Here is a 13,085-nt window from a genome sequence, read left to right as displayed (position 1 = left end):
TGATTACCCCTAGACGCTACTAAATCGATAACACTTTGCCAGTGCCTGAGAAGTGTGTCAAGCGTAAAAGGCTCTTCGGGTAGGTGTTCAGGTTCTTTTATTGCTTGGGATAAGGCTTCAGAAACTTCCTTTTTTAAGGAGAAGAGGCTCTTTTTCTGAGATGCGGTTTGGAAAGAGCTGGCTGATGGAGCAGTGGTGTTTCCGCTTTCTTCTGCGGTGGTGGAAAAAGCAGCCTTTGATGAAGTAGACAGTGGGCCTGCTACTTCGGCTTTAGGCTCCTGTGCAGATGGGTCTGAAGATTTTGGAGCCGTTAACTGCTCTCCAGACCCGGCTACTTTTTTGGTGTTTCTTTTCGGAAATGTGCAACCAACTGTAGCAGCGAAAGCTCAACGAGCAAGCGCTGGTTGTAGGTAGATTTATAGCGATAGTCGGCGTCGTTCAGGACTTTAAGGGCTTTAAAAATGCTGTTGGGCTGTACTAGTCTGGCCTGGGCTATGTAGCGGCCACGAACATCTTCGGGTACCTCTAGCAGTTGTTTGGTGCGCTCGTTTCCGGTGACGAGCAAATCGCGCAGGTGAGAGGCAAGTCCGTTGATAAAAATCTGACCATCGTGGCCTTTGTCGAGTATTTCCTTGTACAGAAGGAGCAGCTGCCAAGAGTCTCCGGCCAGGAGGGTATCTACTATTTTGAAATAATAGTCGTAATCGAGAATGTTCAGGTTTTTAATTACATCGGCGTAGGTGAGGTTTTTGCCTGAGAAGGTGACCATCTTGTCGAATATAGAGAGAGCATCGCGCAGGGCTCCGTCAGCCTTTTGGGCGATGACGTGAAGGGCCATAGGCTCAGCAGTGATGTTTTCTTTTTCGCAGATTTTGCGCAGGTGAGCCGTGATTTCGTCAACGCTAATGCGCTTAAAGTCATACACCTGGCAGCGCGAAAGGATGGTAGGCAGTATTTTGTGCTTTTCGGTGGTGGCCAGGATAAATTTAACGTGAGCGGGTGGCTCCTCCAGGGTTTTGAGGAAGGCATTGAAGGCGCCTGTAGAGAGCATGTGCACCTCGTCGATGATATACACTTTGTATCGGCCCACTTGAGGGGCTACGCGCACTTGTTCGTTGAGCTGGCGGATGTCGTCCACACCGTTGTGCGAAGCGGCATCGAGCTCAAATATGTTGAGGCTATAGTCGGTGGGGTCGTCGTCAGAGGTTTGATTGATCATTCGCGCTACGATGCGTGCGCAGGTGGTTTTGCCCACGCCCCGGGGACCGGTGAACAACAGCGCATGGGCGAGTTGATTGCTGCGTATAGCGCGGTAAAGGGTTTGGGTGATGTGCTCCTGGCCAACTACGGAGCTGAAGTCTTGTGGTCTGTATTTTCGAGCTGAAACGATGAATTCTTCCATATGGGCAAAGGTAGAAATACCAATACACTAAGGAGGGAAAAAATCTTTTCGAGGGTCTTATTTCTGGTAGTTTTAGCAATCTACATCCGGGAATTTTTGGCTATAAATCTGGGATTTGTGCGTGTTTTGATGAATGTAAGTGGGCATGATTAAGAAAATGAAATTTCTCGTTGTGGCGGTGGAGGTGTTGTAGTCGGGCTGGATAATAAAACTTTTGGGTATCGGTAGATTTTGTATTCTTGAAGTAAAAGGTTTTATCATGGCCAATACCTAGGATTTAAATTTTTGTAATTTGCTTGTTTAAAAGGTATTGGTCGCCTGCAAATCAAAGCTCTTTTGGTATGGAGGGATGTATTTGTAATTTATTTGAATTTTACTGCGTGAGGCATGCGCAGGGCGCGCGCTAGCGCGGTGCGAAAGCGAAGCGCTGCGGAGCTGAAGCACGGGAGCGAAGCGTACCCCGGAGCACGCCGACCCAGGCGAAGGCAGAATATTCTGCCTTCGCCTGGGGCACGCCCAGATAAAAAAAAAAAAATCATAAAATAAGAGAGGCGAAGTTTTAGGATTTTGTGGAAGTTTATAATCATTCTAAACAGTACTTTTGTTTGATACAAAAACGCGTAATGGATACGGTTGCTTTTTCGGTGGAAAATGTCAGGAAGGACTTCCCTATACTGTCGGCTACGGTGAATGGTAGGCCTCTGGTATATTTTGACAATGCGGCTACAAGCCAGAAGCCTTTACAGGTAATCAATTGTATAACAGAATATTACAATAATTACAATAGCAATGTACACCGTGGGGTGCACACCTTAAGCCAGCTGGCTACGGAGGCTATGGAAAATGCCCGCCTAACTATAGCGAGGCATCTGAACGCTGCACATGCACATGAAGTCATTTTTGTGCGGGGTGTTACGGAGGCGATTAATTTGGTGGCTAACTCTTTTTTAAGCTTAGTGCCTCACGGCTGGCAGGTTTTGATCTCGGCAATGGAGCATCATTCTAATATTGTGCCCTGGCAAATGGCAGCAGAGCGCTATGGCTTGAAGCTGAGGGTGATACCTATGGACTCCAATGGGGTTCTCGATATAGAAGCTTACGACCGGCTACTCATGGAGGGGAATACAGCTCTGGTGGCGGTAAATCACATTTCGAATGCGCTTGGCACGATCAATCCCGTGAAGCAAATGGCCGAAATGGCTCATAGAGCAGGGGCTGTAATTCTGATTGACGGGGCACAAAGCATACCGCACATGGCTGTGGATGTGCGTTCGATTGGGGCTGACTTTTATACCTTTTCAGGTCATAAAGCGTGTGGGCCAACCGGTATCGGTGTGCTTTATGGCCGCGAAGACCTGCTAATGGCTATGCCACCCTATATGGGCGGTGGAGAGATGATTAAAACAGTGACATTTGAGAAAAGTACCTGGGCAGAGCTGCCCTTTAAGTTTGAGGCGGGTACACCTGATATTTCGGGGGCGATTGGACTGGGTGCGGCTCTTGAGTATCTTAAGAGCATAGGACTTGACCAAATAGCGTCCTATGAACAGGAATTGCTTGAATATGCTACAGCTGCCTTATACGAAATGGGTGGAATTCGCATCTATGGACAAGCACCACAGAAGGCTTCGCTGATAAGTTTTATTCCTGATGGGTGTCATCCCTATGATGTGGGTACATTGCTCGACAACTACGGCATAGCGGTGCGTACAGGTCACCACTGTGCACAACCGGTGATGGACTTTTTCGACATTCCGGGTACGGTGCGCGCTTCCTTTGCTTTTTACAACACCAAGGAAGAAATTAACCTATTTATCGAAGCGCTGCGCAAGGCCATTAAGATGCTGCGTTAATTTTTCGAAGGCAAAGATTCTCTGGTTGTGCTTTAATGACCGAACTGTTGGGTGCTTTTGTAAATGCGCTGTATGATGTTTTTGTCGTCGGGGTTGTAGAGCCATACGTGGTCGAAGCGCTCTACGACACGCTCGTTTGCCTCGTTTGAGATGATGAGGCTGTGAAAGGCAGTGCCGTAGTGGAGCTGCTGGCGTGCCACACGTTGCATGATGTCTTCAGAGATTCGGTACATGATGAAGTCGGAAATGACGAGCACATCGGCGTTTTTGTACTGATGGGTTTCGAGCTGTCGGAGGGCCTCGTCGAGAGCAAGGGAAATGTCAGTGCCTCCGCGAAAGCTCATTTTGAGAAATTCGACCAGAGCGCCAAGCTCATTTGAGACATTGTAGAGGTCGATGGTTTTGATGCCAGTGGAAAAGTTGATGAGGTAGGCCGGGCGCTGATGTGAGGCAGCCATACGGATGATGGCAAAGCAGAGCACTTTGGCAATTTTCTCAGGTATGCCTTCCATGCTGCCGCTGGTATCAACGCATACAATGAAGGGCCCCTTTTTCTTTTTGCGAGTGAGCGTGCGCGACTCGAGTACTTCTTCGGTGCCCTTGATGCGCAGGCTATCGTCGTACTGCCACTGCAGGAGCTGATGGTCAGCAAATTTTTTTAAAAACTTCCACTCGGTTTCGGATTCGCCAAGAAGGCTAAGGTCTTGGGGTAGCACGTGTGGAAGCGAGTCGCCAAGGGTGATTCCGGTAATTTCGGATTTATAGTTAGGGTTGCGCACAAGGCTATATGTGGTAAGCTGGCGTTCGTAGTACTCTTCTACAGTTTCCATTTCTGCCTCACGAAGGCTGCCAAGCATGTCGGCAAGATGTTGTATGGAAGAGTGGTCTTTCAGATAGGTATTGAACTGCTCAAGCACGTTGAAATCTTCATCGCGTATTAGGGCACTGTTCAAATTCCAATCGGGGTTGAGGAAGTCGGTAATTTGGCCTAAAGTGCTCTTCACGCGGATAATCTCGAGAGTTTTGTTCTCGATGTTTTCTTTGAGCTGCTGGTAGTCATCTTCGATTTGGCTGAGTTGCCATCGGAGTATCCGGGTTTGAAGAGAAGCGTCCCATATGGCAAGCAGGTCGTTGATTACCAGGTCGAAAGCGGTTATGTCAAACGATTTTTCGAGCTCTTTGAGTTTTGTTCGGTGGTAGGCTATTTGAGGTTCGTTCACTTCGCCAGTGGCGAGCATGTCGCGTAGTAGAAAGGGCCACTGCTTCAAGAGATTAGATATCGGGCGGGCAGTCCAGCCTTCGAGGGTGGCTTGTTCCACCTGCCAGGGGTGTTGTTTTTGGGTCTTTTTGGCCACATTGCGAAAGAAAAAGAGCACCTCAGACAATATTCGGCGAGCCAACAGTTGATTGGACAAAAGTTCGGCAAGTACTTGTTCGTTTTCAAAGAGGAAATCGAGCTGAGCGCTCAAGTGAACTTGGTAAGAGTCAAGCAGTTCTTCGGAAGGTTTCCAGTACGTCCTGATGCCAATTTTTTTTATGAGGTAGTCGGCTATATACATGCGCATCCGGCGGGTGAGTACTTGGCCGAAATGAACAAAGGCATCTATGTCTTCAGCCAGGCGAAAGTCGTTGTCCAGCCGCATCAGACTTTTTCAGTTTGAGGTACGGAGGTGTAGAGGTGCTGTGTCTTCTCAAGGCGCAAGCGCAGGGCATCGAGGCGCTTTCGGGTCTTTTCAAAATTTTCCTTGATTAGTTCAAACACCGAAATGTCGCTGAAAAGGTGGTCGCGCTCGGCAAGAAGATCTTGAGGGATGTCGTTTTGCAAGGCGTTAAATCGCTCATTTAAATAGTGGGCAAGGCGTTGACTCCACTCGTCCCAGTAAGCTTTTACCAGCGGATGAGGAGCCTTATAAATGGTGCGAGTTACTTCTTGTTTTACACACTGAAGATCGAGCTGAATAGTGCGACTGTTGTGCGAAATACGGATGCTGTAAGGCCGCGTTCCCAGAGTGGTTTGCAGGCGATACACGAGCTTGAAGTCGTCGTCAAAAACATTGATAACCTGAAAATCGTTTGGCTGTAAAATTTTGTAATCGGTTATTTTGATGTACGCAGCCGAAGGCAATTCGTCGCATTTTTCAAGGCGGAAGTACTCGTCTTTTACGGTTTTAGGCACTTCGGCCAAATCGACGACTTTAATCTGAGTTTCAGTGTGTACTTCTGACTCGAAGCGCTGAATTTCAGCTGTGAGCAGCGATAGTCGCAGAGCTGTGTTATAGCCGTGTTCGCGTATGGTTTCTGTTACGATGCGACGCACCACAGGTATTTGGGCAGTGTCGTTCCAGAGGCAGTGGCTGCACAGATACACATCGCTGAGGTGTACTTCCTTGCGATCGTGGAGGAAGGAAGAAACTTTGAGAAGTTTAACGATTTTCTTCCACCGGCGGTCGTAGATGCGGAAAGGTGCAAGGTCGGGTATGGTTTGTTCTGCCTCCTCGAGCTTTTGGCGAATGACGTGAATTACAGTCGCAATTTCGTCGGGTATTTCAACAGCTTCCGCTTTTTCGTTCCAAGAGCGAAGTTCATCGAGGGTGATTTTCAGCTCTTGAGGTATGGTGTCTTGATAGACATCCTCTTTAGCCGTGATGAGCCGCAGGAAGGCTTGGGGATTTTTTACCGGTAGCACCTGGTAACGAATGAGAAAGCGGTCCCAGAGCGGGCCGAAGCTCTCACCGTCGGGCGGTAGTTCGTTGCTGGCTGCTACTATGGCGTGGAGGTTTACTTTTATTTCTTGAGTACCATTGCGGTAGATGCGTTCGTTGAGAATGGTTAGCAGGGCATTCTGGATGGCAGAACCAGACTTCCAGATTTCGTCGAGAAAGACCACGTTGGCTCCCGGCAGGTAGTCGTCGGTAAGGCGTTCGTAGCGGTCTTCTTCTTTAAGTTTTTTAATGGAAATGGGGCCAAAGATTTCTTCAGGCGTGCTAAAGCGGGTCATGAGGTATTCGAATGATTTGCCGTCGGCGAAGGCGTATTTCAAACGACGTGCAATCAGGCTCTTGCCTACACCTGGCGGACCATATAGAAAAATACTTTCGCCGGCTATGGCACTAAGCAAGGTGAGTTTTACGGCCTCATCGCGCTCTTCGAGACCTGCAGTGAGATGTTGTAGTAATTTTTGAATGCGCTCTTTCATATAAAGAGCTAAACACGGTGTATGTAGCGAATTGTTTTTAAAGGACGTTTAAATACCTGATAATTATCTCCAGCAGACGATGTTTCCGTCTTGACAAATGCAGCTGTCCACGGCTGTTACCCGTACAAAGCGCTTGCCACACATTGCCGGGTCAGAATAGAGGCGGATTTGTGTTCCCTGGTCGAAGTCGAAGACAATCTCCTGACCTGTATTGATATTTGAGGGAACAACTGTACGGCGTGATGAGAAAAGTCCAACGCCATTTTCTACATTTGTAAACAGAGGTCTTTCTTGCACAATTCCTCCCGTGGGAGCATTTACTTTTATAAATTGAGCCATGGTTTCATGGCCTGCAACAAGGCGCATACGCATCCTTCGGAAAAACCTGTAAACAGAAGGATCGCTGTCGAGGTTGGCTCCTAAAAAGGCGAAATATTGGTCAGTTGAAAAGGTATAGTTGAGCTGAGCCGGGAAATTGGTGGGTTCGTGATTGAAGACGTATGTAATAACCTTAGTAACTGTATCCAGCGGATTGTTGACTTTTTGTTCAAGGTAGTAAAGGTCGAGTTCCCACGTGAAAATGGTGCCTCTGTCGGGTTTTGTCCATGCGAAGTCAGAGCTTCGGCCCGCTAGATTGAGCTGCTGGGTCACAGGGCGTACAATGCGATAGGGACCTACCAATGTAGTAGTAGCCATTGCATCGGGTTCGCCCGGACGCGACACGATGATTTTGTAGGTAGCATTGTTGTTGAGCTGCGCATTGAAGTAGTAAAGCTTATACCCATCTGTAGTAAAAATACCGGGATTTAACCTTGGAGGATTAGGATGAAGTAATACGGGAAATGTTCGGGTTAATTGCTTATCGACGTACTCTTCCACCACAGCAGTCATGTTGGTATAGTAGAGTGAATCGGGAATCGAAGCCATTTCAGTCACAGGCTTATCGCCCAAAAAGGCCTTGTGGATGCGGACAAAGTGGGTATCTTGTGCCGGATCGAGCAGTGCATAAATTACCGGAATGTCGCGCCAGGGGGCATTAACTTTTAGTTCGTTGTTGCAAGAGGTAAGAATTACCGCAATAAACCCAAGCGTAAAAAGAGAATGTTTCCTTGCCATCATTGAAAATTAGCAACCATTTTTAAAACGAAATCAATTCAAAAACGTTTCTTTGACAATCAAAAGTACATAATTGATTATTGGCTGCACCCACTAAACATCTTTGAATTAACAACTCCTTTGCAAAATGAATTCGGTGTATCTACTCCGCTTTTTAGTTTCATTAATTTTTCTGATAGCGATTGACTATTATGCATGGCAGGCATTTCGAGCTGGTTTTCAAAGTTCTTGGCCAAGAATGGTGTATTGGATTACCACTGTTGCCTTTTATCTTTCCATATTTTCATTGGTGTGGTATGTAGGCGATCGCTCTGCGCGATACTATCCGGCTTTTTGGATTTTTGGAGCGATGATCCTTTTGTATGTTCCAAAAATGCTTATTGCTGCTGTGCTTCTTATAGAAGATGTTGCCAGAGCTCTTGGTTGGATTGCTAATGCAGCATTTAAAACCCACTTTGACCTGTCGCGACGAGAATTCGTCAGCAAGGTAGCCATTGGCTTAGCCGCGATTCCGATGGCTTCTATTTTACATGGTCTCTTGAAAGGTAAATATTTGTTTAAGATTCATCGCGTTCCGCTTTCTTTTCAGGAATTGCCTGACGCGTTTGATGGTTTTCGGATCGTGCAGATTTCTGACTTACACATTGGAAGTTTTAGGGATGTAGAGCCTGTAGAAGATGCTGTGCGGCTAATCAATGAACAAAAACCTGATCTGGTGCTCTTTACAGGTGATTGGGTTAACAACATAGCTGAAGAGACAAAACCTTTTTTAGAGTCTTTGTCGAAAATTGAAGCTCGCTTTGGAAAGTATGCCATTTTTGGCAATCACGACTATGGCGACTATGTACTTTGGGAGTCGATTACTGAAAAAGCTGCCAATCTCGAAGAGCTGATTGAGCTTCAAAAAAAGGCTGGATTTACCAACTTGAGAAATGAAGGTGTTCGAATCTCAATAGGTTCTGATTCGATTTATGTGGCCGGGGTTGAAAATTTCGGAGCACCGCCATTTCCTCAGTACGGAGACTTGAAAAAGGCGTTACATGCCTCCCGAAGCGACGACTTCATCGTGTTGATGAGCCACGACCCTTCACATTTTGATATAGAGATCAAACACACTGATCAAAAAATTCATCTCACCCTCAGCGGTCACACCCACGGAATGCAGTTTGGTGTCGAAATTCCGGGATGGATCAAGTGGAGCCCGGTTAAATGGCGATATCCAAAATGGGCAGGACTTTACAAGGAAAACGATCGCTATCTGTATGTGAATCGAGGTCTGGGCTTTATTGGCTTTCCGGGAAGGGTGGGAATATGGCCTGAGATTGCAGTGATTGAGCTTAATAAACAGAATTCAGTTTAGTTTATGTAATTTGGTTTCTGTTTAAACAATTATGCCCTTTCCGGAAAAACTTTTCCCTTTTGTGGTAAGTTTTAACAATGCGATTATTTGTGAAAAATATTTTTGTTAGGGCAAAAGATTATGAAACCTCATGCTCCGCTGGATTACATTGCTATTGGCCTGTTTTTGCACGAATTATCTTCATTCTCAAATAATAACTACCTCCCCGGGCCAGATTGTCAATGATACTATTCGCATTTGTACAGGTTCGAGCGTTACATTCAGCACATCTTTTTCCGGTTCTGTGACTTGGGTATATTCCAACGGCGGACCTTTTCAATTTTCATTCAGTAATCCCCTTATTGTTAGCTACACCAGCTCTGGAATTTATCCTGTTCATCTTGATACAAACAACGCTCCTGCTAAATCTATATATGTATTCGTTGGAACCTCAACTCCTGTTACGCTAAATCTTCCGAAAGATACCTTTTGCCTCCATGAAGGTACATTCCCAATGTCAGCATGGGCAAGCCCACCGGGCGGCACCTGGAGCGGCCCGGGTGTAAGCAACAATACTTGGAATACCAGCGCAGCGGGTACAGGTAATAAAACGCTTACTTACACTTTTATAAATGAATTCGGCTGTACAACCACAGTAAATAAAACTGTACATGTCTTATCTGCTCCGGTGCTCAACTTGTTTGCCAATGGCGACACAATCACTATTGAAGGAGTAAAAACGTACTATGTATGCTCGGTCAATCCAAGTGTTACATTTACTCTTGCCTTTTTCGGAAGTGGAGGATATTCTTCTTACAAGATATTTGTAAATAATGTATTACATTCACAAGGTGCAGTATTACCACCGACATTAAACCTGACATTTACTACCCCCGGCTTTTATCCTGTGACGGTAGAACTCACCAATAGTGCTGGCTGTACGACTACTCAAACCATTAATCTCTTTTATGGATCGAACCCGGCTATTGGGATTGGCTCTCCGGGTAATACTGTAGCCTGTTTGCCAAAAGACGGTACCGGAGTAACATTTACTTTTCCTATCAATAATTTTCAGAACAATCCACCGGGTACGAAATACATTGTTCAGGTGAGCGATGGCAGTCCGCCCATAGTATTTAATCATCCTCCTCCACCCAATTTCACCTACACATTTTTCCAACCATCATGTGGCAATAGTACGGCTCAAAGCAGCAATGCATTTAGTGTCACGATTACGGCGGTTAATCCATGTCTGACCACTTCTGCCACCATTTTTCCCATTGTAATTTCTAAAAGTCCCGTAGCTGGCTTCACCGTACCCGATACAGTATGCGCCAATGACCCTGTGAAAATTTCAGACACGTCAAATAAGGGTATTCGTACGTTTTTCAGCTCAGGAAACTACAACTGCGATTCTACGGGCAGAATCGTGTGGAGTATCACACCTAATACGTTTGTGGTGGATTCCGGATTTCTGGGAATAATGACAAATCCAGCCAACCCGACACAGTGGATTTCGGGTACAAAAGACATTGTGGTGCGCTTTCTCGTGCCCGGTTATTACACCATCTGGCAATACGTAGGCAACGATCAGAATTGTGAAATTGATTCCATACCACATACCATCTGTGTGGCCGAGCCGCCCAACGGAGATATACAATTCATTTTTCCAAACAACGACAGCTCTTTTTGTGCACCATTTGAACTCACCTTTTTTGACCCCGGTGACACCATGCAGGCGTGTCTGTACAACGATTGGCATTGGTCGATTACTCCTGACTCTGGCTATACCATCACACAAGGAGATACCAACATGCGGATTTTTACTGCCCTATTCCATCAGATTGGCCAATATACCATTACACTGACCAAAACCAATTTCTGCGGCACATTGGTCATAGATACCGTCATTCGCATAAAGGGAAAACCCTTTATCAACATGCCTCCGCCGGTGGAGTATTGCGGGCCAACATGGATACATATGGGGGTGGATCCCTTGCATCAGTACGAATTTTACGACAGTCTTGGGGCAGTGAATTACACCTGGTCGATTTCACCTGCTACCGGTTGGTCGCTGGACAGCGGATCGACATTGAATGACTCGCTGCCGAAAATTTTCTTTCACACCCCGGGAGTTTACTGGATCAAAGCCAAACTTGTGAATGAATGCGGTGAGGCCCTTGATTCCCAACGGGTTGAGATTTATCCATTGCCACAGGTTGGTGGTTTTAATGATACGATTGTGTGCTTCAATGACACGTTTCAATACACTCCACCAATTACCGGTGGGTTGCCCCCATACAGCATTTTCTGGCAGGCCTCTACCGGTGCCTCGGATTCATCGGCCACCATTATCCTTAACAATATAACCCAATCAACGACTGTCACCTACTATGTGACCGACAGCCGCGGCTGTAAGGATACAGCGACATTTCTGATACAGGTATATCCTGAAATTCAGATTTCGGTATTCGGCCCTTCGTTTGTCTGTATCGATGGTACAGCTACTTTTACAGCTTCCGCTACCGGTGGTACAGGCCCTAAAACTTTCCAGTGGTCTCCTTCAAACGGACTGTCATCTACCACATCTCCTACGGTAACTCTTAATGCTTCTCAGGGCGTCGGTAAATACTATGTCACGGTGACGGATTCTATCGGATGCAGCCGGACAGATAGCATAAGCATCGACATCATTCCTTTGCCCGTTGCAGCAGGTGGGGGCAATAAAGTAATTTGTCTGGGTGATTCGGTTTTGATCGGAAATCCGGCTTCCGGCACCAATAAATATTTGTGGATTACATCTTCCAACGATACAGTTGGTCACCAGGCGCAGATATACGTAAAACCCACTGTGCCTACTACATATATCCTCGTGGTGAGGGACTCTATATACGAGTGTAAAAACTATGATACAGTGCAGGTGACGTTTATTGCCAACCCAGTTGCCAATTTCAGCCTTTCTGCTAGTGGAATTTGTGAAGACTCTGTCATTCAGACCACAAATCTTTCAACTCCAAACATTCAGTATGCATGGTATGTAAATGGAAACTTTGCTTCGAATCTTGTCAATCCTTCTTTTACCTTCACCAACGCAAGCCACACCCAGGACAGCACAATAGTAGTCAAGCTGGTGGTAACAGCCGGCACCGGTTGTAAGGACTCTGTCACCCAGTCGGTGACGGTATATCCAAGGCCATTGGCACAGTTCAGCATTCCATCGCCTGTGTGTGCCACATCTACTGTCACAGCTGTCAACACCAGCCAGGGCAAGGGGCTGAGCTATCAGTGGTATGTAAGCGATCCGGCCGTGCTGATCAGCAATGCGACGGCAGCAGCGCCGACTTTTACTTTCCCCGACAATCAGACGGCCACACCGATCACCTATACCATCAGTCTTGCAGTAACTTCAACGGATGACTGTAAGGACTCAGCCTGGCAGGCTGTGGTGGTGAACCCGCGTCCCACAGCAGCCTTTCAGTTGCCTGCGCCGGCTTGTTCGCCCGCTGTGCTGCAACCGACAAACCAGAGCACCGGAAGCGGATTGCAGTATGCGTGGAGCATCACCCCGGCGGTATCCTCCACAGGGCTGAACACGGCTACGCCCACCTTCAATCTGCCATTAACCACCAGCGACAGCGCAGTCTATACCTTAAAACTGGTGGTGACCGACGCCAACGGCTGTGTGGACAGCCTCAGCAAGCAGTACTGGGTATATCCCAAGCCGAAGGCTGACTTTACGGCATCGTCCGACACGGTGTGCGACGGAGTGGCCATCACTTTTGTCAGCACCTCATCTTCCAACCAGAACGGTGTACCACAGCTGAGCCATCAATGGAACTTTGGCAACGGTCAGACCTCGACCGACTCATTGCCTTCACCTGTGGTTTTTGTCAATACCGGCACCCAGGACACCACCTACTCCGTGCGACTGATTGTGACCAACGCCTTTGGGTGTGTAGATACGGTGCACAAAAACATTCTCGTTCGTCCAAATGCCAAGGCACAGCTGCAAGTAAACGCTGCCTTTGATTGCGCCCCCTTTAAGATCGACACATCGGTAGTGAAAGCCGTTCATTATCCATTTGCCAACGCCACCTATACCTGGAAGATTTTTGACAAGAACTTCAACGTGCTATCTACCCAGACAGGTCAGCACGCCCTGAACCACACCATTGTAAA

8 protein-coding genes are annotated in these 13,085 nt (G+C 47.0%); 3 read left to right on the top strand and 5 right to left on the bottom strand.

Going from position 1 to position 13,085, the window contains the following annotated elements; genetic code table 11:
• Positions 1-331 precede the first annotated feature (331 nt).
• Both dnaX and ACK4EX_RS00035 read right to left on the bottom strand, forming a co-directional pair.
• Entirely contained in the window at positions 332-1,402 is a 1,071-nt protein-coding gene (dnaX, locus tag ACK4EX_RS00040) for a DNA polymerase III subunit gamma/tau (RefSeq protein ID WP_409768393.1), read from the bottom strand.
• Positions 1,403-1,764: 362 nt separating this feature from the next.
• Complete coding sequence (locus ACK4EX_RS00035) at positions 1,765-1,941, bottom strand: hypothetical protein (protein WP_409768391.1); 177 nt, start codon at positions 1,939-1,941, stop codon at positions 1,765-1,767.
• Positions 1,942-2,025: 84 nt separating this feature from the next.
• Here ACK4EX_RS00035 and ACK4EX_RS00030 point away from each other — a divergent pair, with 84 nt between their 5' ends.
• Positions 2,026-3,255 carry a cysteine desulfurase gene (locus tag ACK4EX_RS00030; RefSeq protein WP_409769395.1) on the top strand — a complete coding sequence of 410 codons (1,230 nt, stop codon included), beginning with the start codon at positions 2,026-2,028 and terminating at the stop codon, positions 3,253-3,255.
• 32 nt (positions 3,256-3,287) lie between these two features.
• Here the strand turns inward: ACK4EX_RS00030 and ACK4EX_RS00025 are convergent, their stop codons facing one another.
• The 3 genes from ACK4EX_RS00025 to ACK4EX_RS00015 all read right to left on the bottom strand — a co-directional run bounded on the left by ACK4EX_RS00025 (position 3,288) and on the right by ACK4EX_RS00015 (position 7,567).
• A complete protein-coding gene (locus ACK4EX_RS00025) occupies positions 3,288-4,898 on the bottom strand; it encodes a VWA domain-containing protein (protein ID WP_409768389.1) in 1,611 nt (536 codons plus the stop codon).
• Positions 4,898-6,451 (bottom strand): AAA family ATPase, encoded by a 1,554-nt coding sequence (locus ACK4EX_RS00020; RefSeq protein ID WP_409768387.1) that lies wholly within the window; start codon positions 6,449-6,451, stop codon positions 4,898-4,900. Before ACK4EX_RS00020 ends, ACK4EX_RS00025 begins: the two co-directional genes overlap by 1 nt.
• Before the next feature lie 63 nt (positions 6,452-6,514).
• A complete protein-coding gene (locus ACK4EX_RS00015; protein WP_409768385.1) occupies positions 6,515-7,567 on the bottom strand; it encodes a DUF4249 family protein in 1,053 nt (350 codons plus the stop codon).
• 127 nt (positions 7,568-7,694) lie between these two features.
• Here ACK4EX_RS00015 and ACK4EX_RS00010 point away from each other — a divergent pair, with 127 nt between their 5' ends.
• Both ACK4EX_RS00010 and ACK4EX_RS00005 read left to right on the top strand, forming a co-directional pair.
• A complete protein-coding gene (locus tag ACK4EX_RS00010) occupies positions 7,695-8,927 on the top strand; it encodes a metallophosphoesterase (RefSeq protein ID WP_409768383.1) in 1,233 nt (410 codons plus the stop codon).
• A gap of 283 nt (positions 8,928-9,210) precedes the next feature.
• Positions 9,211-13,085, top strand: a 3,875-nt coding sequence (locus tag ACK4EX_RS00005; protein ID WP_409768381.1) for a PKD domain-containing protein, incomplete at its 3' end; no start/stop codon positions are given.

It is taken from the genome of Thermaurantimonas sp. (assembly GCF_046299575.1).
In the GTDB taxonomy this organism is placed as follows: Bacteria; Bacteroidota; Bacteroidia; order Flavobacteriales; family Schleiferiaceae; genus Thermaurantimonas.
This window is presented reverse-complemented; position numbering and strand designations above follow the sequence as displayed.

Excerpts from the sequence above, each read along its gene's own strand:
- ACK4EX_RS00025 (WP_409768389.1), bottom strand. The coding sequence starts at position 4,898 with ATGCGGCTGGACAACGACTTTCGCCTGGCTGAAGACATAGATGCCTTT.
- ACK4EX_RS00035 (WP_409768391.1), bottom strand. The coding sequence starts at position 1,941 with ATGATTTTTTTTTTTTTATCTGGGCGTGCCCCAGGCGAAGGCAGAATA.
- ACK4EX_RS00015 (WP_409768385.1), bottom strand. The coding sequence starts at position 7,567 with ATGGCAAGGAAACATTCTCTTTTTACGCTTGGGTTTATTGCGGTAATT.
- ACK4EX_RS00010 (WP_409768383.1), top strand. The coding sequence starts at position 7,695 with ATGAATTCGGTGTATCTACTCCGCTTTTTAGTTTCATTAATTTTTCTG.
- ACK4EX_RS00020 (WP_409768387.1), bottom strand. The coding sequence starts at position 6,451 with ATGAAAGAGCGCATTCAAAAATTACTACAACATCTCACTGCAGGTCTC.
- ACK4EX_RS00030 (WP_409769395.1), top strand. The coding sequence starts at position 2,026 with ATGGATACGGTTGCTTTTTCGGTGGAAAATGTCAGGAAGGACTTCCCT.
- dnaX (WP_409768393.1), bottom strand. The coding sequence starts at position 1,402 with ATGGAAGAATTCATCGTTTCAGCTCGAAAATACAGACCACAAGACTTC.